Consider the following 22,046-nt stretch of genomic DNA (forward strand, 5'->3'; position numbering starts at 1 on the left):
GGTGGAATGACGATCGTGAGTGAACACGATATCGAGGAATTGCGGTTCTCGCTGAAGAACAGGCTTGGCGAAGCCCTGCTGCTGACATCGCAGGAAGACATGCTGCGCTATTGCCGCGACTGGCACGGGGATGTCACCAGTTCGGCCGTGGCTGTCATCCGCCCTCGTTCTACACAGGAAGTGTCCGACACGGTGCGCGCCTGCGCCGAACTCGGCCTCGCCATCATCCCCCAGGGCGGCAACACAGGGCTGGTGCTTGGCGGCATTCCCGATGCCCCGAAACATCAGGTCGTGCTGAGCCTTGAGCGTCTGAACGCAATCCGCGCCATAGACAGCGACGATTTTTCGGCCATCGTGGAAGCCGGCTGCATTCTCTCGGAATTCAAGGATGCGGTTGAGGACAAGGGCATGTTCTTCCCGCTATCGCTCGGCGCGCAGGGCAGCTGCCGCATCGGCGGCAACGTCTCCACCAATGCCGGCGGCATCAATGTCCTGCGTTACGGCATGACCCGCGAGCTGGTTCTGGGTCTCGAAGTCGTCCTGCCGGATGGCACCATCTGGAACGGCCTGTCGACGCTGCGCAAGGACAATCGCGGCATTGACCTGAAGCAGCTTTTCATCGGTGCGGAAGGAACGCTCGGCATCATCACCGCCGTTGCCGTCAAGCTTTACCCCAATCCTGAACATGTCGAGACGGCGCTGCTCGGCCTCAATTCGCTTGACGATGCCATCAAGCTTTACCGTCGCGCCCGCCGCGAATGCTGCGACCTGATGTCCGCCTTCGAATTCATGCCGCCGGTGGCCTTCACGCTGGCGATCGAGGCAATCCCCGACCTCAAGATGCCGATCACCGGCGATTACCCGGCCTATGTGCTGATGGAAATTTCCGGCTCCGGTCTGGTGGATACCGCCGATCTGATGGGCCGCTTCCTTGAGGGCGTCATGGAAGACGGTCTGGTACTGGACGGCGTCATCGCCTCCTCGCGGGCGCAGGCGCAGTCGCTGTGGCTTTTCCGTGAGGGCATGAACGAGGGTCAGGCGCTGCGCGGCAGCCATATGCGTACCGACATTTCGGTGCCGCTTTCGAAACTTTCGGCTTTCGTGGCCGAGGCGGAAGCCGAACTTGCGGAAAAACTGCCGGAATGCCTTGCTGTTTCCTATGGCCATGTCGGCGACGGCAACGTCCATCTCAACGTCCTGCCGCCCAATGGTGCGACACCGGAGGAGCGTGAGGCGTTCATCTACAAGTCCAAGACACTCGTTAACGAGGTCCTCGACCGTTACGTCGGCAGCATCAGCGCCGAACACGGCATCGGCCGCCTGAAACGCTCCGATTTCGAAAGCCGGCTATCGGATGTGCAGCGCCGGATGATCATGGGTTTGAAAAATGCCTTCGACCCCGATTTACGGATGAATCCCGGTTGCCAGATAAGCCTGCAACCGGATAGCTAATCGAAGAATGGCAAGGGCGGGTGAATACACCGCCCTTTAAAACCCGCTGACGGTGAAGGAGGAAGTCGCCTGCAGCGGGTAAAATGAATCAGTCGTTTCTGCGGAACGGGAGCAATCATGACGCTGGAGTTCAATCAGATACATCGCAACGACCATCTGCCCGGCCGGATTGCCGCAGAGATCGCACGCGAGATCAATGATTCGAAACTCGGGCCGGGAGACAGGCTGCCAACGGAACATGTTCTGGCGAAAACCTTCGGCGTCAGCCGCTCGGTCATTCGCGAAGCGATCGCGCAGTTGCGCAATGAAGGTTTCGTCGAAACCCGCCAGGGCGTGGGTGCATTCGTCACCGATCCCCGGCAGAGGCTGTCCATCCGCATTGAGCGCTCCCGTCTCAACGACCCGGAGAACTTCCGCGATCTCTTCCAGCTTCGCATGCCGCTCGAAATCGAGGCGGCGGGGCTCGCAGCATTGCACCGCAGCCCGCAGCAGCTGGCGCGGCTGGCCGCGGCGCTGGAAAAGATGAAGACCGCTGACGACTGGTCGACGGAAGGTGTTGCCGCCGATCTCGATTTTCACCGCATTCTGGCGGAGGCAACTCAGAACGAATATTTCCTGATGTTCCTCGGTTTCATCGCGGAACGCATCAGCTCGGCCATCAACATCGCTTTCTCCCGCGCGGTTTTTGGTGAGATTCTCGAGGTGACCATCGCCGAACATGTGGCAATCTATGAAGCCGTCGAGAAGGCCGATGCGACCGCCGCCAAAAACGCGATGCGCAAGCACCTGATCGGCGCTGCAAGCCGGGTCAATCTCGAACTGGATATCTTCTGAAGAGAAGAATAAATGCGTGAACCGTAAAGCTATAGGACAGGTTTCCAGGCTTTGCGGATATCCAGCAACAAAAGACGATAATTTTGTCGGCGAGACCGCTAGACTCGTTGGAAAAGTCATACTAAGAAGAATAAGATTAGGTTGTCAGACATCCAGACAATAAGACCGCAGGAGGCGGCCTGTCGGAAGGCTGAAAGGGGAGGACATATATGACCGGCGCAAGGTCCATCGACGCTACCGCAATTTTGCCTGAGGATTATGAAAACGCTTTGCTCGTCGGCCGCGTCTGGTCGAAAAGCGAAGGCGGCCCCTGCCCCGTCCTGCTCAAGGGCGGCGTGCTTTATGACCTCACCTCCATCTCCCCTACCATGTCGGAACTTCTGGAAAAGACGGATCTGGTGGAGCGGCTTGCCGACACCGGTACGTTCGTGGCGCTCGGCGCGTTCGAAGCCTTTCTGGACGGCTCCGCCGGCGAACTTCTTGCGCCCAACGACATTCAGGCCGTCAAGGCCGCCGGCGTCACCTTCGCCGATAGCATGCTGGAACGCGTGATCGAAGAGCAGGCCAAGGGCGACCCGCTTCGCGCACAGGAAATCCGCGGACGGCTGGCGCCGGTTCTCGGCGACAATCTGCGGGGACTTGAGGCCGGCTCCGAAAAGGCCGCGGAAGTCAAGAAACTGCTTCAGGAAATGGGCCTCTGGTCGCAATATCTGGAAGTGGGTATCGGCCCGGATGCGGAAATATTCTCCAAGGCGCAGGCCATGGCTTCGGTCGGCTGCGGCGCACTGATCGGCGTTCACCCGAAATCGCAATGGAACAACCCGGAGCCGGAAGTGGTGCTCGCCATCGCCTCCGACGGCCGCATTGTCGGCGCAACCCTCGGCAACGACGTCAACCTGCGCGATTTCGAAGGCCGCTCCGCCCTGCTCCTCAGCAAGGCGAAGGACAACAACGCTTCCTGCGCGATCGGGCCTTTCATCCGCCTGTTCGACGGCAACTTCACAATTGAAGACGTGAAGCAGTCGCAGATCTCGCTTCTGGTCGAAGGCGAAGACGGTTTCACCATGACGGGCGTCAGCGCGATGCAGGCAATCAGCCGCACGCCGGAAAACCTCGCGTCCCAGCTCTTGAATCGCAACCATCAATATCCAGATGGCGCCGTCTTTTTCCTTGGCACGATGTTCGCGCCGGTCAAAGACCGCCATGGCCCGGGTCTCGGCTTCACCCATGCCAAGGGCGACCGTGTCGAAATCTCCACGCCCAAGCTCGGCAAGTTGATCAACTGGGTCACGACGACTGATGAATGCCCTGAATGGACATTCGGCACCGTGGCCCTGATGCGCAACCTGGCGAAACGCGGGTTGCTCTAAGCAATTTAGCGAAAACCAATAGGTGGCGCATTGACGGCGATCCTTCGCCGAAAATGCTCCAGATGTTTCTTCGGGAGGGGAAAATGCCAAAGACCATCAATCTCTTTTACCGGATTCTCGAAATCATTCTCGTCCTGCTGCTCGCCGGCATGTCGATCATGGTCTTCGTCAACGTCGTCATGCGTTACACGATGAATTCCGGCATCAACGTCTCGGAAGAAATGTCGCGTTATTTCTTCGTCTGGCTGACCTTCATCGGCGCGGTGCTGACATTTCGTGAGAACAGCCACATGGGCATCGAAACGCTCGTGATGTTCCTCTCCCGCCGTGCCCGCATCGTCTGCATGATCGCGTCGAACATCATCATTCTGGCCTGTTCCGCCATCTTCTTCTGGGGAACCTGGAAGCAGTCCGGCATCAATGCCAGCATGCACGCACCGGTTACCAAGCTGTCGATGATCTGGGTCTATGGCATCGGCATGTTCACCGGCGGCCTGATGTTCATCATCGCACTGGAACGCCTGTACCGTCTTTTGACGGGCCGCGTCACAGAAGACGAAATCGCCCAGTTTGCGGGCGAGAACCTGACGATCGAACAGCTTTCGGAGCGCTGATACCATGACCCTTCTCGTTTTTATCGGCTCTCTTCTGGGAGCCATGGCGATTGGCGTTCCCGTCGCTTTCTCGCTGATGTTCTGCGGCGTCGTGCTCATGTGGTACATGGGCATGTTCAACACCGCGATCATCGCCCAGAACATGATTTCGGGCGCCGACACCTTCACGCTGCTCGCCATTCCCTTCTTCATTCTGGCTGGCGAACTGATGAATTCCGGCGGCCTGTCGCGCCGCATCATTGATTTCGCCATTGCCTGCGTCGGCCATATCAGGGGCGGCCTCGGCATCGTTGCCATCGTCGCAGCCATCATCATGGCCAGCATCTCCGGTTCGGCAGCAGCTGATACCGCAGCTCTTGCCGCAATCCTCATCCCGATGATGGCGAAGGCCGGATACAATATTCCGCGCTCCGGTGGCCTCATCGCCGCAGGCGGCATCATCGCCCCGGTCATTCCGCCGTCCATGGCCTTCATCGTTTTCGGTGTCGCCGCCAACGTCTCGATCACCCAGCTGTTCCTTGCAGGTATCGTTCCCGGCATTCTGATGGGCATTTCGCTGATCGTCGCCTGGCTGATCGTGGTGCGCAAGGACAACATCAAGCCGCTGCCGAAAACCACCGCCAAGGAACGTCTCGTCGCCACCGCGCGTGCTGGCTGGGCGCTGGGCATGCCCGTCATCATTCTGGGCGGCATCAAGGCCGGCATCATGACGCCGACGGAAGCCGCCGTCGTGGCCGCCGCTTACGCGCTTTTCGTCGGCATGGTGATCTACCGCGAACTGAAGCCGGCGGATCTCTTCCACGTGCTTCTGCGCGCCGCCAAGAGCACCTCGATCATCATGTTCCTCGTCTGCGCAGCGCTCGTCTCCGCATGGCTCATCACGGCAGCGAACATTCCGAACGAAGTCGCAAGCTATATCGAGCCGCTGATCGATCGTCCGATGCTGCTGATGGTCGTCATCATGGTACTAGTCTTCATCGTCGGCACCGCGCTCGACCTGACGCCGACCATCCTGATCCTCACGCCTGTTCTGATGCCCATCATCAAGCAGGCGGGCATCGACCCGGTCTATTTCGGTGTTCTCTTCATCATCAACAACGCCATCGGCCTGATTACCCCTCCGGTCGGCGTGGTTCTCAACGTCGTCAGCGGCGTCGGCCGCATCCCGCTCGGCAAGGTCACGATCGGCGTCTGGCCGTTCCTCGTTGCCGAAACCATCGTCCTGGCGCTGCTGGTGATTTTCCCCGACATCGTCATGGTTCCGTTGCAGTACCTTCGTTAATTTCTCGAACACAATCCAAGGGAGGATATTATGAGAAAGCTTCTTCTGACCACCACGGCCATCGCTTTCGCCGTAGGCGCCGCTGCTCCGGCAATGGCCGAATTCAACAGCCGTAACATCCGTGTTTCGAACGGCATCAACCAGGATCACCCGGTCGGCAACGGCATCAAGGCAATGCAGGCCTGCCTCGACGACAAGTCGGGCGGCAAGCTGAAGCTGACGGCATTCTGGGGCGGCGCTCTCGGCGGTGACCTTCAGGCAACACAAGCCCTGCGCTCCGGCGTTCAGGAAGCCGTCGTGACGTCCTCGTCGCCGCTCGTCGGTCTCATCCCGTCGCTCGGCGTCTTCGACCTGCCGTTCCTCTTTGCGAACGACAAGGAAGCTGACGCGGTCATGGACGGCGCTTTCGGCGACATGATGAACAAGAAGCTGGAAGAACAGGGCCTCGTAAACCTGGCCTACTGGGAAAACGGCTTCCGCAACCTGTCGAACTCCAAGCATGCCGTGAACAAGTGGGAAGATTTCTCGGGCCTCAAGGTCCGCGTGATGCAGAACAACATCTTCCTCGACACCTTCCAGAACCTCGGCGCCAACGCGACGCCGATGGCTTTCGGCGAAGTCTTCTCGGCGCTTGAAACCAACGCGATCGACGCGCAGGAAAACCCCTATGTGACGATCGACACCTCCAAGTTCTACGAGGTGCAGAAGTACATCACCGAGACGAACCACGCTTACACGCCGTTCCTCTTCCTCTTCTCCAAGCCGATCTTCGACAGCTACACGCCCGAAGAACAGACGGCCCTGCGTGAATGCGCAGTTATCGGCCGCGACGAAGAGCGCAAGGTCATCCGCGAACTGAACCAGAAGTCGCTGGAAAAGATCAAGGCTGCCGGTCTCGAGGTCAACTCGCTGTCTCCGGAAGAGCAGGCGCGTATCCGCGAGAAGTCGATGGTCGTTTACGAAAAGCACAAGGCTGAAATCGGTGCGGACGTTGTTGACGCCGTTCTGGCCGACCTGAAGAAAATCCGCGGCCAGTAAGCCTGTCTGTATTGAATAAGAAACACCCGGAAGTTCGCTTCCGGGTGTTTTCGTTTGCAAAAAGAAAAAGGCCGCCGAAGCAGCCTTTCCAGAAAATCAGGACGCCGTGCGGTTCTGGCGGTTGGCGATGAGGTCTTCCACCACCGCCGGATCGGCAAGCGTCGATGTATCCCCCAGCGCACCAAAATCGTCCTCGGCGATCTTGCGCAGAATACGGCGCATGATCTTGCCGGAGCGGGTCTTGGGCAGGCCCGGCGCGAACTGGATCTTGTCCGGCGTTGCAACCGGCCCTATCTCGTTGCGCACATGCTTCACCAGCTCTTCGCGCAGCGCATAATCGCCATTCTGCCCCGCCATCAGCGTGACGTAGCAATAAATGCCCTGTCCCTTGATGGGATGCGGATAACCGACCACGGCCGCTTCCGAAACGAGATGATGCGACACCAGCGCGGATTCGACTTCGGCGGTACCGAGGCGGTGGCCGGAGACATTCAGCACGTCATCGACACGACCGGTGATCCAGTAATAACCGTCCTCGTCACGCCGGCAGCCATCGCCGGTGAAATACTTGCCCTTGTAGGTCGAGAAGTACGTATCGACAAAGCGCTGGTGATCGCCATAAACCGACCGCGACTGGCCTGGCCAGCTGTCGGTGATGCAGAGATTGCCGTCGGCCGGCCCTTCCAGCACATTGCCTTCAGCATCGACAAGCTGCGGCTGCACGCCGAAGAATGGCCGCGTCGCCGAACCCGGTTTCAGATCGGTCGCCCCCGGCAACGGCGATATCAGAATCCCACCCGTTTCCGTCTGCCACCAGGTGTCGACGATCGGGCTCTTGTCCTCGCCGACCACATGGTAATACCACTCCCATGCTTCCGGATTGATCGGCTCGCCGACCGTTCCAAGCAGCCGCAGGCTGTCGCGCGACGAACGCGTGACGAACTGGTCGCCCGCCCCCATCAGCGACCGGAGCGCCGTTGGTGCGGTATAGAAGATATTGACCTTGTGTTTGTCGATGACTTCCCAGAAACGACCCTGATCCGGGAAGTTGGGAACGCCTTCGAACATCAGCGTCGTCGCACAATTCGCAAGCGGCCCGTAGACGATGTAGGAATGGCCGGTAACCCAGCCGACATCGGCCGTACACCAGAAGACCTCGCCATCCTTGTAGTCGAACACATATTCATGCGTCATCGACGTATAGACGAGGTAACCACCCGTCGTGTGCAGAACGCCCTTCGGCTTGCCGGTGGAACCCGATGTGTAGAGGATGAACAGCGGATCCTCCGCCCGCATCTTCGCCGGCGGGCAATCCGGTTTCACCGTGGCGATTTCCTGATGGTACCAGATATCGCGGCCCGGCGCCCATCCGGTCTTGCCGCCGGTGCGGCGCACGACAAGAACCTTGTTGACGATGACATATTGCTTGGCGGCAATATCGATCGCCTTGTCGGTGTTTTCCTTGAGCGGGATCGGCTTGCCGCCGCGCACGCCTTCATCGCAGGTGATGACGAAGGTTGATTCGCAATCGACGATACGGCCGGCCAGCGCTTCCGGCGAGAAGCCGCCAAAAACGACGGAATGCACGGCACCGATGCGGGCGCAGGCGAGCATGGCATAGGCCGCCTCGGGGATCATCGGCATGTAGATGGTGACGCGGTCACCCTTCTTGACGCCGTGCTTCTTCAGCACATTGGCCAGACGGCAGACATAATCATAGAGCTGGTTATAGGTGATCTTCTTGTCGATATAGGGATTGTCGCCTTCCCAGATGATCGCCGTGCGCTCGCCATGCGTCTTCAGATGCCTGTCGATACAGTTGTAGGAGACGTTCGTCAGGCCATCCTCGAACCACTTGATCGGTACACGTCCCTTGAAGGAGGTATTCTTGACCTTGGTATAGGGCTTGAACCAGTCGATCCGCCGGCCGTGCTTGTCCCAGAATTTTTCCGGATCCTCGACGCTCTCCTGATACCATTTCTGGTACCGCTCATTGTCGATGAGCGTGCGGGCTTTCGCCGATTTGAGCACCGGGTAGATTTTGGCAGACATAAACTCCTCCTGAAACCAAGTATGTCCTGTTATGAGCGCGCCTTGAGACTCCCACCTCAGGCATGTGTTGAATTCATAGCAGTTCAAATGCACACGGCAATTAGACAAAGGTCATTTGTTTCACAAAGAATTGCAATTCTGATGCAATGCCGCTATAGAGCCGTCATATCCCGGAAATTCAGTGGTTGATACCACGCCCGCGACACCGGCGCGGACGGACAGAAGGACTGTATCTATGGCTCAACAATTGCTCATGCCAAAGGCAACTGCTGTATGGCTGGTTGACAACACCGCGCTGTCGTTCGACCAGATAGCCACGTTCTGCAAATTGCATCCGCTGGAAGTCAAGGCGATTGCCGACGGTGAAGCCGCACAGGGCATCAAGGGTCTCGATCCAATCGCGACGGGACAGCTTTCCCGCGACGAGATTGCCCGCGCCGAAGGCAACCCCAACCACAAGCTCAAGCTTTCCGAGCCGAAGGTGCGCGTGCCGGAATCCAAGCGCCGTGGTCCGCGTTATACGCCGGTTTCCAAGCGCCAGGACCGTCCGAACGCCATTCTCTGGCTGGTTCGTAACCATCCGGAACTGAAGGACGCGCAGATTTCGCGCCTCGTCGGCACCACCAAATCCACCATTGAGCAGATTCGCGACCGCACCCATTGGAACTCGGCCAACCTGACGCCGATGGATCCGGTAACGCTCGGCCTTTGCAGCCAGATCGATCTTGATCTTGAAGTCGAACGCGCTTCGCGCGGTCGTCCGCTGCCAACAGCCGAAGAGCTTGGCAACACACTGCAGCCGGCAACGGCAACGGAAGGTCTGGATTACAACTTCCAGCGTGAGGAAGAAGAGCAGATCGACGCCGACGCCGTGTTCAAGAAGCTCTCCTCGCTGAAGTCTGCACCGAAGGACGAAGACGAGGACGATCAATACTGATCGAAGTCTTTCCGACATTTGAAACCCGGCCGCAGTGCCGGGTTTTTGTTTTTAAGGATTTTACCGGCTGCCGAAGATCGCCGAGCCCACCCGAACGCTGGTGGCGCCGAACTCGACGGCGGTTTCAAAATCGCCGGACATGCCCATGGAAAGCTTCTCAAGGCCGCATTGCCCGGCAAGCTTGGCCAGAAGCGCAAAATGCGGCCCGGGATTTTCTTCTGCCGGCGGAATGCACATCAATCCCTCGACCGGCAATTTCAACTCGTCGCGGCAAAAAGCTACGAAGGCAACGGTTTCACGCGGGTCGATGCCGGCCTTCTGCGGCTCGAGGCCGGTGTTGACCTGCACATAAAATCGCAGGCTGCGGTCCTGTCTGGCACATTCTTCGGCAAGCGCGCGGGCGATCTTTTCCCGGTCGATACTCTGCACGACGTCAAACAGCGCCACCGCATCCGCCGCCTTGTTGGATTGCAGCGGTCCGATCAGATGCAGCTCGATATCGGATGTCTTCTCCTTGAGGGCAGGCCACTTGCCCTGTGCTTCCTGCACGCGGTTTTCGCCAAACGCGCGCTGGCCGGCATCGATGATGGGCTGGATCGCTTCTGCGTCGAATGTCTTCGAGACAGCAACCAGGGCAACATCCGTCGCCTTGCGACCGGATTTTTCCGCAACATCCGCAATGCGCTGCCTGACATCTTCAAGACGTGCTTCGATTTCCATCACAAGACCTTTTTTAAACCGTTCGAACCGCTAACTAGACGCCGATTACCTTGATGCCAAGCACCTTTAGCACCATTTGAGGCACGCTGACCAAGATTGAACGCCCGAATGCCCCGCCAAACTTGACGCCCCGGTCGTTTCATGGTGAAGGTCAGCGCAAATTTTTCCCCTCGATACCCGGAATTTTAGACAATGGCCATCGAACGTTACAATCCTCGCGACGCCGAGCCGCGCTGGCAGCAAAAATGGAACGAAGACAAGGTTTTCGTCACCGATAACAGCGATCCGCGCGAGAAATATTACGTTCTGGAGATGTTTCCCTATCCCTCGGGACGCATCCATATGGGCCATGTCCGCAACTACGCGATGGGTGATGTGGTTGCGCGTTACAAGCGCGCGCGTGGCTTCAACGTTCTGCACCCGATGGGCTGGGATGCCTTCGGCATGCCTGCGGAAAACGCAGCCATGCAGAACAAGGTCCACCCCAAGGACTGGACCTACCAGAACATCGCCACCATGCGCGGCCAGCTGAAATCCATGGGACTGTCACTGGACTGGACCCGTGAATTCGCAACCTGCGATGTGGAATATTACCATCGTCAGCAGGCGCTGTTTGTCGATTTCATGGAAAAGGGCCTGGTTTACCGCAAGCAGTCCAAGGTCAACTGGGACCCGGTCGACCACACGGTTCTGGCCAATGAGCAGGTGATCGACGGCCGCGGCTGGCGCTCCGGCGCACTGGTCGAACAGCGCGAACTAACGCAATGGTTCTTCCGCATCACCGATTTCAGCCAGGACCTGCTGGACGAACTGGATGAACTGGACCAGTGGCCGGAAAAAGTGCGCCTGATGCAGAAGAACTGGATCGGCCGTTCCGAAGGCCTGTCGCTGCGCTGGCAGACCGTCACTGAGACGGCGCCGGAAGGTTTTTCCGACATCACCGTTTATACAACGCGTCCCGACACCCTGTTCGGCGCCTCCTTCCTGGCGATCGCCGCCGACCATCCGCTGGCAAAGGAACTGTCGGCGAACAACCCTGATATTGCCGCGTTCTGCGACAAATGCCGCCGCCATGGTACCTCTCTGGCAGCACTTGAAACCGCTGAAAAGAAGGGCATCGATACCGGCGTCAAGGTCGTCCACCCGCTGGATCCCAGCTGGGAACTGCCCGTCTATGTCGCCAATTTCGTCTTGATGGATTACGGCACCGGCGCAATCTTCGGCTGCCCTTCGGGTGACCAGCGCGATCTGGACTTCGCCCGCAAATACGGCCTGCCGGTCGTGGCCGTCGTCGCACCCGAAGGTCCCGACGCCGCAAGCTTTACTGTTGAAGACACCGCCTTCACCGATGATGGCGTGATGATCAATTCCGGCTTCCTGAACGGCATGAAGACGGCCGACGCCTTCGAAGCCGTCGTGCAGAAGCTGTCCGCCGAGATGCTGGGGAATGCACCGCAGGCCGAACGCAAGGTCAATTTCCGCCTGCGCGACTGGGGCATTTCCCGCCAGCGTTACTGGGGTTGCCCGATCCCGGTCATTCACTGCGAAGTCTGCGGCGTGGTTCCGGTTCCGAAAAAGGACCTGCCGGTCAAGCTGCCCGACGATGTCACTTTCGACGTGCCCGGCAACCCTCTGGATCGCCACCCCACATGGCGTCATGTTTCCTGCCCGCAATGCGGCCATGATGCGCGGCGCGAAACCGACACGATGGACACCTTCGTCGATTCCAGCTGGTATTACACCCGCTTTACAGCGCCGTGGGAAGACCAGCCGACCGACCCGAAAGTTGCCAATCACTGGCTGCCGGTTGATCAATATATTGGCGGCATCGAGCATGCCATCCTGCACCTGCTCTATTCGCGCTTCTTCACCCGCGCCATGCGCGAGACCGGCCATGTCGGCGTCAAGGAGCCCTTCAAGGGCCTGTTCACGCAGGGCATGGTGGTTCACGAGACCTATAGCCACGGCGAAGGCATGAGCCGCGAATGGATAGCCCCCGCGGACCTGCGCATCGAAGAGGCGGACGGCGCACGCCGGGCATTCCTTCTGTCTTCCGGTGCGGAAGTAAAGATCGGCTCCATCGAGAAGATGTCGAAGTCCAAGAAGAACGTGGTCGACCCGGACGATATCATCGCATCCTATGGGGCGGATACCGCACGCTTCTTCGTTCTGTCGGACTCTCCGCCGGATCGCGACGTCATCTGGTCCGAAGCCGGGGTGGAGGGTGCAAACCGCTTCGTCCAGCGCGTCTGGCGCATCATCGGTGAAGTTGCCGGGGAGCTGAAGAACGTCAAGCCGAAGCCGGCGACCGAGGGCGAAGGGTTGGCAGCCTCCAAGGCCGCCCACAAGACGCTGAAGGCCGTTCAGGATGATCTGGACAAGCTCGCCTTCAACAAGGCGATCGCCCGCATCTACGAGCTCGTCAATGCCCTGGCTGGACCGCTCGCGGACGTCGCAGCAGGCGGCAAGTCTGAAGACGCCAAGGCAGCGGCGCGTGACGCCGTTGAAATCCTCATTCGTATCATCGCCCCCATGACACCGCATCTGGCGGAAGAATGCTGGTCGGCGCTGGGCAATGAGGGTCTCGTGGCCCAGACGCCATGGCCGGTCTTCGTTGCCTCGCTGGTCGAGGAAAACGACGTGGTCATGCCGGTGCAGGTCAACGGCAAGAAGCGCGGTGAATTGACAATCGCGCGCGATGCGGATCAAGATGCGGTCCGTGCGGCTGCCCTTGCTCTGGATGCCGTCAAATCTATTCTTGCCGGTGGCGAGCCCAAGAAAGTCATCGTGGTTCCGCAGAGGATTGTGAACATTGTTGTCTGACGTTTTTTCGAGATGGAGCCGCGTCGCGGCAGCAATTTCCGTCGTGATGATGGCTGGTCTTCTGGCGGGCTGCCAGGTGCGCCCGCTTTATGGCGAGGCCTCCGGAACCAAGGAGAGGCTGGCAGCCGTCAGTGTCTCCGAGGTTGGTGGCAGGGTTGGACAGGAAGTCCGCAACCAGCTGATCTTCCTGATGGCCGGCGGTGCGGGTGAACCGGCCACGGCGCAGTATAATGTCAAGATTTCCGTAAGCTCGAGCGCCACCTCCACGGAGGTCGAGAATTACGACCTGACGACCCGCACCAACAACAACTATGACGGCCCTTATCCCGGCCGCGTGGTGATGAGCGGTCAATATGTCCTGACGCGTATTTCCGACGGCCAGATCCTGCGCTCCGCACGCCGCAGCGTGACGGCACAGGTGGACCTGCCGCAGCAGGAATTCGCCAAGATCAGGGCAACCCGCGACGCCGAAAACCGTGCGGCCCGGGAACTGGCTGAAATCATCCGCACCGATATCGCCGCCACCCTCGGCCGCTGAGAAGCGCGGCCGTGGCGGAGATAAAATCGCATGAGTTTGAGCGCTTCGCCGAAAATCCGGCGGAGCGCTTTCGCGTTTTCGTGCTCTATGGTCCGGATCGCGGCCTTGTGTCGGAGCGGGCAAGCCTCATCGCCAAAAAGACCGGCATCGATCCCGATGACGCCTTCGCGTCACTGAAGTTGACCGCATCCGATCTGCAGGGCGATCCCGGTCGCCTTCTCGATGAGGTGAACGCCATCGGCCTTTTCGGTGGTGAGAAACTCGTTTGGGTAAAGGGTGCGGCGGCCGAAAAAGCACTGGTGGACGCGCTCCAGTTTCTGGCCGAGACACCGCCTGAGGCGAGCTTCCTGATCATAGAGGCTGGCGATATCAAGAAGGGCACGGGGCTGCGCAAGATCGCGGAACCCGCACGCTCAATCGCCGCGATCCCCTGTTATGCGGACGATGCGCGATCGTTGAACGCATTGATCGATCAGGAGCTTTCCAGCGACAATCTGCGCATCGCGCCCGCCGCACGGCAAAGGCTGATCGAATCCCTCGGCGGCGACCGCATCGCGTCGCGCAACGAAATCCGCAAGCTGGCGCTTTATTGCCGTGGCGCAGAAGTGATTGAAGAAGAAGATGTGCTGGCGATCATCGGCGACGCCAGCACGGTTTCCGCTGACGATGCCGTTGATGCCATCCTGAAAGGCGACAGAAACGCCTTTTTCCACGCCACCCAGAAGATCGTTGCATCTAAGACGCCGATCTTCCTCGTGCTTCAGGGGTGCCTCAAGCAATTCCAGCTGCTCGACCAGATGCGGGCGGAGATGGACGAGAAAAAGCAGCAGGCCGGGCAGGTGATGCAGACACTAGGACGCCACATCCATTTTCGCCGAAAGCCGATCATCGAAAGGGCGTTGCGGACATGGCAGCCAGCGGCGATCGCCCGCGAAATGAACCGTCTGCAGGCCGCCATACTGCAAAGCCGCCAGCGGCAAAGCCTGGAAGACAGCGTGGCTCTTTTGACGCTGCTGTCGACCACCCTGCAATCGGGCCGCGGCGGATGACCCGCTGAACTGCAGCAAAAAGCCCTCGCGCCTGGGCTGCGAGGGCTTTAAAAATAACGGCGCAGAAGACGCCGTATCGTTGAAAAATCAGTCGCCCTGTCCAGGTTCGGCGGAGAAATAAAGCTCCAGCTTACCTGCTACGCCGTCCATTTCCTTGGCTTCCGGCATCGGGTCACGCTTGATGGTGATGTTCGGCCAGATCGCCGCATATTCGGCATTGAGCGTCAGCCATTTGTCGAGACCCGGCTCTGTATCGGGCTTGATCGCCTCGGCGGGACATTCCGGTTCGCACACACCGCAATCGATACATTCGTCAGGATTGATGGCGAGAAAATTTTCACCCTCGTAAAAGCAGTCCACGGGGCAGACTTCAACGCAATCGGTGTATTTGCAGCGGATGCAATTGTCGGTCACGACATATGTCATGATGAACTCCAGAATATGCAGACCGGGTCTTTGGGCTTCGGAACACAAGCCGACGCCCGGAATTCAGACAGGGCAATTTCGCAAAGGACGTAATGCCTTTGACTTCAGATAGCAAGGATAAACAATTCTGAAAAACGGGTCCGGCCGGGAGGTTTATTCTAATCTTTGCTTCCGTCACTATCAGACAGAAACCTGTCGAGCGCCCGGCGCTCTTTTTTTGTCGGACGACCGCTGCCCGGTTCACGCATCGCCTGCTCCAGCGGACTAAACCGGTCGGATGGGTCGCGGGGCGGCGTCAGATCGTCATAGAGAAGTTTTGCTTCTTCGTAGGGTCCGCGCCGTGCCCCTCCGGACTTTACGACCAGCACCCTGTCCATGCGCTCGAAACCGATATCGAGCCTGTCACCCGCCTTTACCGTATGGCTGGGTTGGCGAATAGTGACACCGTTGACTTTGACGTGACCCGACTGGACGTAGCCCTGGGCAAGCGAACGGGATTTGGCCATGCGGGCAAAGAACAGCCACTTGTCCAGACGCTGACGCGCGCTCTCCAGTGGCTGTTCGTTGCTCCCCATGGGCTTACTTCTTCAGCTGCTCCTTGAGAGCAGCGAGCTTTGCGAAAGGCGAATCCGGATCGATCGGCTTCTCCTTGCGGGGTGGCTTGGCTTCGAACCGCTGCTGACCCTGCGGCTTTCCGCCGCGGTCGTTACGATCAGGCCTGTCCTTGCGCTCGCCACGATCCTGACGATCATTGCGATTGCCGCGATCAGGGCGTCCGCCATCACGCTTGCGCTCGCCCTCACCGCCGCGATTGGTAGCTTCGCGATTTGCCCCGTCACGATTTGCACCGTCACGATTGTCACGACGGCCTTCGCCACGACGCTCACCCTGCTCGCGCGCTCCCTGTTCACGACCATGACCGCGATTGCCGGGACGACGGTTGTCGCCGCGCTGGTTTTCATTGCGGCCACCAGGACGCCACAGAAGAACGGGCTTCGGCTCGGTTGCCTCAGCGCTTTCAGCGGGTACGGCTTCGCCAGCAGCAGCCTCCTCGCTGACAGCTTCCGCAACCGGCGCTTCTTCAGCGGCTTCGACTTCCGCAACAGCCACCGTCTCGGATGCCTGCTCTTCGGAAGCCGGCTCGTCCTGCTCGGTTTCAGCGCTTTCCTCGTCTGCCGTCACCTGATCGGCAATGGCCGGAGCAGCAGCCCCGGCCTGATTGGCGAGGAAGGCCTGCGCCTCTTCCGCCGTCACCTGATCGGCGCGGTAACCAAGACCCTTGAGGATCTCTTCCATGTCGTCAAGCGTTGCGCCGAGAATGGAAAGCATCGCGGTCGTCGTCGTGAAACGGCGGCCGTCATAAGCGCCTTCCGGACGCGGCTGCTGGCCGGGCTTCCACTGCAACAGCGGACGGATGAGATCGGCCAGGCGCTCGAGAATGTCGATACGAACGGCGCGCTTTCCAAGGAAACGGAAACCGGCAAGCTTGTAGAACATCCGCTCGAAAGCGGGATCGGTCACCACCGAGGTGCGGCCGGCGGCCAGAACCGGAATGAGATCGCCATAACCCGGCTTGCCGAGGCCGTCATTCTTCAGCGCCCAGAGCAGCGTGACAAGCTCGGCCGGAGCCGGCTTCAGCAGTGCAGGCAGGAAGACGTGATAGGCACCGAAACGCACGCCGTAGCGGCGCATGGAGGCACGTGCATCCTGATCCAGCGACTTCACGTCTTCGGTGACGTCACGGCGGAACAGAACGCCAAGATTTTCGACCAGCTGGAACGCCAGACCCTTCGCCAGACCCTGAAGGTCTTCGGCGCGCGAAATGTCATCCAGTGGCTTCAGCACGGTCGCAATCTGATGATTGACGAAACGTTCGACGCGCGCCAGCGCATGGTCACGGGCATTGCCGCTCAACTGTTCGTCGGCCAGCAGGATCACCCGCGGCTTCATGATGTTATCACCTGCCGAAAGGCGGGCCACCGGTTCGCCCAACCAGCGAACCAGACCATCGGAGCTCAAAGCGAGATCGCCGTTTCCACTGGCATGCAGACGCGCTGCACGCGCCTCGTATTCGAGAGCGAGCGCCTTCTGGGCCGCACCTTGCACGGCCTTCTGATCCGGCCCTTCCATTCCCGACACCGGCGTGAACCGGAATCCGGCCAATTGGCCGACGTGATGTCCTTCTACGAAGACATCACCATTTACACTGATTTCAGCTTCAAGCATCGCATTCTCTCTCAGGCGCCTCATGAGCACAGATGTCCTGCGATCAACAAAGCGTTTCGTCAACCTTTCATGTAGCGCATCGGACAATCGATCCTCGATTTCCCGCGTCTTTTCTTGCCAGTGTGTCGGATCGGCAAGCCATCCTGGGCGGTTCGATACATAAGTCCATGTTCTGATCTGCGCAATCCTCGCAGACAATGTATCGATCTCTCCATCCGTGCGGTCGGCGCGGCGCACCTGCTCAGCCATGAAATCTTCGTTCACCGCACCACGTTTCACGAGGTCGAAATAAAGCGTCGAGATCAGGTCGGCATGCTGGGCTGGCGCGATACGGCGATAGTCGGGAAGCGCGCAGGCCTCCCAGAGTTTTTCCACCCGCGCATCGCTCGTCGTCACGTCGATGATTTCGGGGTAACGCGACAGATATTCCAGCGCCTGCTGGTCGATGGCGGGTAAGGCTCGGGAAAGTCCCTGGATTGTCGGAGCGGCATCAAGGCTCAGGCGCAGATTGGCGATGGAGGAAAAATCGAAATTTTTCGTCCGCCATTGCAGCACTTTCACCGCATCGAATTGATGGGTTTCGATCCGCTCCACCAGCTCGTCGTCGAACGGATCGACGCGCCCCGTTACGCCGAAGGTGCCATCGCGGAGATGGCGGCCGGCGCGGCCGGCGATCTGGCCGATTTCGCCGGGATTGAGATTGCGGAACTGATAACCGTCGAATTTACGGTCCTGCGCAAAGGCGACATGATCGACATCGAGGTTGAGACCCATGCCGATGGCGTCGGTCGCCACCAGATATTCAACATCGCCGGACTGGTAGAGCCCGACCTGGGCGTTACGCGTACGCGGTGAGAGAGCGCCCATCACCACGGCCGCGCCGCCGCGCTGGCGGCGCACCAGCTCGGCGATGGCATAAACTTCTTCTGCCGAAAACGCGACGATTGCCGTGCGTTGCGGCAGGCGGGTAATCTTTTTCTGCCCTGCATAAAAGAGCTGCGACAGGCGTGGCCGCTCGACCACCGTAATTCCCGGCAGCAGCTTTTCAAGGATCGGGCGCATCGTGCCGGCACCCAGAAGCAGTGTTTCCTCCCGCCCGCGCAGATGCAGCACGCGGTCGGTGAAGATATGGCCGCGCTCCAGATCGCCGGCGAGCTGAACTTCGTCGATCGCGACAAAGGCGGCGGTCGTCTCGCGCGGCATGGCTTCCACGGTGCAGACGGAATATTTGGCTTTGGGAGGAGATATTTTTTCTTCGCCGGTAATCAGCGCCACGTTCGGCGCACCCACCTTCTCCACCAGGCGGGTATAAACCTCGCGCGCCAGAAGACGCAGCGGCAGGCCAATGACACCGCTGCCATGCGCGACCATCCGCTCGATCGCGTAGTGGGTCTTGCCGGTATTGGTGGGGCCGAGAACGGCCGTGACACCGCGGCCGCTCAGGATCATGGGGCGAAAATTCAACGTACTATCCGCGAATCGACTTCATCTGCTTGCCGTGCCCTGCGCCATCATGGACGTGGACACGCGCACCACACATGGCAACGCCCGTCGGCAAAGGCAATAGGCCTTGATTGCAAACTGATGCAAGATGCCTCATTCCCGCAATTTTCCATGCAGATTCAGCCGGTTAATCAAGAAAAAAGAATCCGGCGAAAACGGAATCAGGCGTGGCAAAGAACAGTCTGCGAACGAATCGAATACGAATCGCTGACTCACGGTGATTCAGCTTTTGTTCTCCGCAACATCTGGTTGGTGAAAGCACGGCCCATACAAGATTATGAATCCGGATAAGTCCTTGGCCGGATTCAGCTTTATGGCAAAACCTTCAGACAGAAAATACCGGAATCGACTGTCAAGCGGCAATCGCGGAAAAGCCGATCTGGAACCTGCGAAAGGTGCTGGATCAGAGCGTCTGGCCGCTAAGCAGGCGCGGCGCATTTGCATCCGTCGTGCCGGCTGCCTGACCGATGAAATAGGATTTCAGACCCGGCAAACGATCGACCACGCCAAGACCGAAATCGCGCATGATGCGGATGGGACCGACATCATTGGAGAAAAGCCGGTTAAGCACATCCGTCGTCACGCCCATTCGCAGCGTATCGAAACGCCGCCAGGACTGATAACGCTCCAGAACATTGAGAGAGCCTATATCGAGACCAAGACGATCGGCCTCAACCACGGTTTCGGCGAGAGCCGCGACGTCCTTGAAGCCGAGATTGAGACCCTGCCCCGAGATCGGGTGAATGCCATGCGCCGCATCGCCGGCAAGCGCAAAACGAGGGGCAACGAAGGAGCGCGCCAGCGTCAGGCCGAGGGGAAAGGCCCGGCGGGGCCCGACGGGGCGGATAGATCCGAGCTTATGGCCGAACCGGCGCTCGAGTTCCTCCTCAAACACCAGATCATCGGAGGCCACCAGCCTGTCGGCATCAGCCTTGCGTTCGGTCCAGACAAGCGACGACCGGTTTCCCTTGAGCGGCAGGATGGCGAAAGGTCCTGACGGCAGGAAATGCTCTTCCGCGCAGCCCTCATGTGGCCGCTCATGTTCGACAGTGGTGACGATACCGGCCTGGTCATAATCCCATTGCACGGTCTTGATGCCGGCCATATCTCTCAGCGCTGAGCGAACCCCGTCGCAGGCAATCAACAATCGTGCGTCGACAGATGAGCCGTCGGAAAGGCTGATTGCCGTCGATTGCGCACCCGCGGTAAAGCCGGAAACGCTGAGCCCGTGGCGGATTTCGATGCCGAGGCGGTCGCACAGGCCCCTCAGCGCCCCGACCATCGCAACATTCGGAACCATATGGGCAAACGGCCTGCCCTCTTCCACCGCTCCATCGAAGGTCAGAAACACCGGGCGAACCGGATCGGCAGTCTTCGAATCGGTGACGATCATCCTGTTGATGGGCTGCGCTTCAGGCTCGATTTCGCTCCATATGCCGAAGACGTCGAGCATGCGCGTGGCCGCCGCAATAATGGCGGAGGCGCGCACATCTTTCTTCCACACATCATCAGGAGCAGCCTCAATCACCTGCACATTGAGGTGCCCGGCCGCCTGCTTGATTGCGACAGCAACCGAAAGGCCGACATATCCGCCGCCTGCCACCACCACGTCCAGCATCGCGCTTCTCCTCAAATCTTGTGCACGCATCATAGCCGCACTATAGACCATGTGACATCTTCCTACAGCCGGAGCAGGTCGAAAAAATGTCGCATCCCTCGCAAACGTCAGACCCGATGGTCAATCTCATCGCCACGCTCGATCTCGAGAAGCTGGAAGAGAACCTGTTTCGCGGCGAAAGCCCGCAAATCGGCTGGCAGCGGGTTTTCGGCGGCCAGGTCATCGCTCAGGCCCTGATTGCGGCACAAAGAACGGTGGATGATAACCGCCAGGTGCATTCGCTGCACTCCTATTTCATGCGCCCCGGCGATCCGCTGGTGCCTATCGTCTACCAGGTGGAGCGTATCCGCGACGGCGCAAGCTTCTGCACCCGCCGCGTGGTCGCCATCCAGCATGGCAAGGCGATTTTTTCCATGTCGGCGTCGTTTCAGATCTTCGAGGACGGTTTTACCCATCAGATAAAAATGCCTGATGTGACGCCGCCCGAAAAACTGATGAGTGAAGAGCAGATGCAGGCAGCCTTTCTGGCCAAGGCGCCGGCTTCGATCCGGAACTACTGGAGCAACAAGCGGCCGATCGAGATACGACCGGTTTCACTGACCCATTATATCTCGAAGGAAAAACTGGAACCGCAGCAGGACATCTGGGTCCGCGCCGTTGGCGACGTGCCTGACAATCCGCACCTGCAATCGGCCATTCTCGCCTATCTCTCGGACATGACCCTGCTAGACACCTCGCTTTATGCCCATGGCACGACGATCTTCGACCCATCCATTCAGGTGGCGAGCCTCGATCATGCCATGTGGTTCCATCGTCCCTGCCGGCTGGACGACTGGCTGCTCTATACGCAGGACAGCCCCAGCGCCTCAGGCGCCCGCGGCCTGACCCGTGGCAATATTTTCACCAGACAGGGTGAACTGGTCGCATCCGTGGCACAGGAAGGTCTGATCCGCAAAAGGGCAACTGATTAAATAATGTGCTTTTTTCAAAAACCGCACATTTAATAGACGAAAATTGCGCGTCTTCGTGCCCGTTTTTCAGACGCATGTCATATAAATTTTATATTTCAATAAGTTAGATGCCCCATCCAAAACTGGCACGCCCTTTGAATGTATGTCCGCAGTCGCTGTTACTGATCTGCCAGCGGCAAGGAGAGTCGGCTCCGTGCCGAGGACAAACAAAGGATGGGAAACCAGATGAAAATTGTGATGGCCATTATCAAGCCGTTCAAGCTGGATGAGGTGCGCGAAGCGCTCACCGGCGTCGGCATCCAGGGCCTGACCGTGACCGAAGTGAAGGGTTACGGACGCCAGAAGGGGCATACCGAGATTTATCGCGGCACGGAATATGCGGTGAGCTTCCTTCCCAAGCTGAAGATCGAGATCGCCGTCGCATCCGACGTCGTCGACAAGGCTGTCGAGGCGATCGCATCCGCGGCAAAGACCGGGCAGATCGGTGACGGCAAGATCTTCGTCTACTCTATCGAACAGGCCGTGCGCATCCGTACCGGCGAAACCAACACAGAAGCGCTTTGAAGCACGGCTGACAGGGGAGTTTTCTCGCT

At 59.1% G+C, this 22,046-nt stretch carries 18 protein-coding genes; 12 read left to right on the plus strand and 6 right to left on the minus strand.

What is annotated here, in order from left to right; genetic code table 11:
* Nucleotides 1-6 precede the first annotated feature (6 nt).
* From M0412_RS18210 to M0412_RS18235, 6 genes are all read left to right on the plus strand, one after another.
* Complete coding sequence (locus M0412_RS18210) at nt 7-1,452, plus strand: FAD-binding oxidoreductase (protein WP_269701006.1); 1,446 nt, start codon at nt 7-9, stop codon at nt 1,450-1,452.
* Nucleotides 1,453-1,569: 117 nt separating this feature from the next.
* Nucleotides 1,570-2,286, plus strand: coding sequence for a FadR/GntR family transcriptional regulator (locus tag M0412_RS18215; RefSeq protein WP_142842197.1), 717 nt, complete (start codon nt 1,570-1,572; stop codon nt 2,284-2,286).
* Between the two features lie 209 nt (nt 2,287-2,495).
* Nucleotides 2,496-3,656: a fumarylacetoacetate hydrolase family protein gene (locus M0412_RS18220; RefSeq protein ID WP_269701004.1), complete on the plus strand. Its 1,161-nt coding sequence runs from the start codon at nt 2,496-2,498 to the stop codon at nt 3,654-3,656.
* An 83-nt stretch (nt 3,657-3,739) separates the two neighbouring features.
* Entirely contained in the window at nt 3,740-4,270 is a 531-nt protein-coding gene (locus tag M0412_RS18225; protein WP_269701002.1) for a TRAP transporter small permease, read from the plus strand.
* Nucleotides 4,271-4,274: 4 nt separating this feature from the next.
* Entirely contained in the window at nt 4,275-5,552 is a 1,278-nt protein-coding gene (locus M0412_RS18230; protein ID WP_269347228.1) for a TRAP transporter large permease, read from the plus strand.
* A 30-nt stretch (nt 5,553-5,582) separates the two neighbouring features.
* Entirely contained in the window at nt 5,583-6,590 is a 1,008-nt protein-coding gene (locus M0412_RS18235) for a TRAP transporter substrate-binding protein (RefSeq protein WP_269700999.1), read from the plus strand.
* A 96-nt stretch (nt 6,591-6,686) separates the two neighbouring features.
* Here M0412_RS18235 and acs read toward each other — a convergent pair whose 3' ends face one another.
* Nucleotides 6,687-8,642 carry an acetate--CoA ligase gene (gene acs, locus M0412_RS18240; protein ID WP_269700996.1) on the minus strand — a complete coding sequence of 652 codons (1,956 nt, stop codon included), beginning with the start codon at nt 8,640-8,642 and terminating at the stop codon, nt 6,687-6,689.
* Nucleotides 8,643-8,877: 235 nt separating this feature from the next.
* Here acs and M0412_RS18245 point away from each other — a divergent pair, with 235 nt between their 5' ends.
* Complete coding sequence (locus M0412_RS18245) at nt 8,878-9,579, plus strand: DUF1013 domain-containing protein (RefSeq protein WP_046799628.1); 702 nt, start codon at nt 8,878-8,880, stop codon at nt 9,577-9,579.
* A 60-nt stretch (nt 9,580-9,639) separates the two neighbouring features.
* Here M0412_RS18245 and M0412_RS18250 read toward each other — a convergent pair whose 3' ends face one another.
* A complete protein-coding gene (locus tag M0412_RS18250) occupies nt 9,640-10,299 on the minus strand; it encodes a YggS family pyridoxal phosphate-dependent enzyme (protein ID WP_269700993.1) in 660 nt (219 codons plus the stop codon).
* A 192-nt stretch (nt 10,300-10,491) separates the two neighbouring features.
* Between M0412_RS18250 and leuS the strand changes: the two genes are divergently transcribed.
* From leuS to holA, 3 genes are read left to right on the plus strand one after another with little or no spacing between them, the layout of a single operon-like run.
* Entirely contained in the window at nt 10,492-13,122 is a 2,631-nt protein-coding gene (leuS, locus tag M0412_RS18255) for a leucine--tRNA ligase (protein ID WP_269700991.1), read from the plus strand.
* A complete protein-coding gene (gene lptE / locus M0412_RS18260; protein WP_052818700.1) occupies nt 13,115-13,660 on the plus strand; it encodes an LPS assembly lipoprotein LptE in 546 nt (181 codons plus the stop codon). Before leuS ends, lptE begins: the two co-directional genes overlap by 8 nt.
* Before the next feature lie 11 nt (nt 13,661-13,671).
* On the plus strand, nt 13,672-14,709 hold the full coding sequence (holA, locus tag M0412_RS18265; protein WP_269700988.1) for a DNA polymerase III subunit delta: 1,038 nt from the start codon (nt 13,672-13,674) through the stop codon (nt 14,707-14,709).
* A gap of 87 nt (nt 14,710-14,796) precedes the next feature.
* Here the strand turns inward: holA and fdxA are convergent, their stop codons facing one another.
* From fdxA to M0412_RS18285, 4 genes are all read right to left on the minus strand, one after another.
* Nucleotides 14,797-15,135 (minus strand): ferredoxin FdxA, encoded by a 339-nt coding sequence (gene fdxA, locus M0412_RS18270; RefSeq protein WP_142842189.1) that lies wholly within the window; start codon nt 15,133-15,135, stop codon nt 14,797-14,799.
* A gap of 158 nt (nt 15,136-15,293) precedes the next feature.
* Complete coding sequence (locus M0412_RS18275; RefSeq protein WP_142842188.1) at nt 15,294-15,710, minus strand: RNA-binding S4 domain-containing protein; 417 nt, start codon at nt 15,708-15,710, stop codon at nt 15,294-15,296.
* 4 nt (nt 15,711-15,714) lie between these two features.
* Nucleotides 15,715-18,810, minus strand: a complete 3,096-nt coding sequence (locus M0412_RS18280; RefSeq protein ID WP_142842187.1) for a helicase-related protein — start codon at nt 18,808-18,810, stop codon at nt 15,715-15,717.
* A 457-nt stretch (nt 18,811-19,267) separates the two neighbouring features.
* On the minus strand, nt 19,268-20,512 hold the full coding sequence (locus M0412_RS18285; RefSeq protein WP_142842379.1) for a ubiquinone biosynthesis hydroxylase: 1,245 nt from the start codon (nt 20,510-20,512) through the stop codon (nt 19,268-19,270).
* Nucleotides 20,513-20,568: 56 nt separating this feature from the next.
* On the opposite strand from M0412_RS18285, the gene tesB reads away from it, so the two are divergent.
* Nucleotides 20,569-21,453: an acyl-CoA thioesterase II gene (tesB, locus tag M0412_RS18290; RefSeq protein ID WP_269700985.1), complete on the plus strand. Its 885-nt coding sequence runs from the start codon at nt 20,569-20,571 to the stop codon at nt 21,451-21,453.
* 213 nt (nt 21,454-21,666) lie between these two features.
* Nucleotides 21,667-22,017, plus strand: coding sequence for a P-II family nitrogen regulator (locus M0412_RS18295; protein ID WP_019565993.1), 351 nt, complete (start codon nt 21,667-21,669; stop codon nt 22,015-22,017).
* Nucleotides 22,018-22,046: the final 29 nt, after the last annotated feature.

It is taken from the genome of Agrobacterium sp. O3.4 (assembly GCF_041414895.1).
GTDB lineage: Bacteria > Pseudomonadota > Alphaproteobacteria > Rhizobiales > Rhizobiaceae > Agrobacterium > Agrobacterium cucumeris.

Excerpts from the sequence above, each read along its gene's own strand:
- M0412_RS18210 (WP_269701006.1), top strand. The coding sequence starts at position 7 with ATGACGATCGTGAGTGAACACGATATCGAGGAATTGCGGTTCTCGCTG.
- M0412_RS18215 (WP_142842197.1), top strand. The coding sequence starts at position 1,570 with ATGACGCTGGAGTTCAATCAGATACATCGCAACGACCATCTGCCCGGC.
- M0412_RS18220 (WP_269701004.1), top strand. The coding sequence starts at position 2,496 with ATGACCGGCGCAAGGTCCATCGACGCTACCGCAATTTTGCCTGAGGAT.
- M0412_RS18225 (WP_269701002.1), top strand. The coding sequence starts at position 3,740 with ATGCCAAAGACCATCAATCTCTTTTACCGGATTCTCGAAATCATTCTC.
- M0412_RS18230 (WP_269347228.1), top strand. The coding sequence starts at position 4,275 with ATGACCCTTCTCGTTTTTATCGGCTCTCTTCTGGGAGCCATGGCGATT.
- M0412_RS18235 (WP_269700999.1), top strand. The coding sequence starts at position 5,583 with ATGAGAAAGCTTCTTCTGACCACCACGGCCATCGCTTTCGCCGTAGGC.
- acs (WP_269700996.1), bottom strand. The coding sequence starts at position 8,642 with ATGTCTGCCAAAATCTACCCGGTGCTCAAATCGGCGAAAGCCCGCACG.
- M0412_RS18245 (WP_046799628.1), top strand. The coding sequence starts at position 8,878 with ATGGCTCAACAATTGCTCATGCCAAAGGCAACTGCTGTATGGCTGGTT.
- M0412_RS18250 (WP_269700993.1), bottom strand. The coding sequence starts at position 10,299 with ATGGAAATCGAAGCACGTCTTGAAGATGTCAGGCAGCGCATTGCGGAT.
- leuS (WP_269700991.1), top strand. The coding sequence starts at position 10,492 with ATGGCCATCGAACGTTACAATCCTCGCGACGCCGAGCCGCGCTGGCAG.
- fdxA (WP_142842189.1), bottom strand. The coding sequence starts at position 15,135 with ATGACATATGTCGTGACCGACAATTGCATCCGCTGCAAATACACCGAT.
- M0412_RS18275 (WP_142842188.1), bottom strand. The coding sequence starts at position 15,710 with ATGGGGAGCAACGAACAGCCACTGGAGAGCGCGCGTCAGCGTCTGGAC.
- M0412_RS18280 (WP_142842187.1), bottom strand. The coding sequence starts at position 18,810 with ATGATCCTGAGCGGCCGCGGTGTCACGGCCGTTCTCGGCCCCACCAAT.
- M0412_RS18285 (WP_142842379.1), bottom strand. The coding sequence starts at position 20,512 with ATGCGTGCACAAGATTTGAGGAGAAGCGCGATGCTGGACGTGGTGGTG.
- tesB (WP_269700985.1), top strand. The coding sequence starts at position 20,569 with ATGTCGCATCCCTCGCAAACGTCAGACCCGATGGTCAATCTCATCGCC.
- M0412_RS18295 (WP_019565993.1), top strand. The coding sequence starts at position 21,667 with ATGGGAAACCAGATGAAAATTGTGATGGCCATTATCAAGCCGTTCAAG.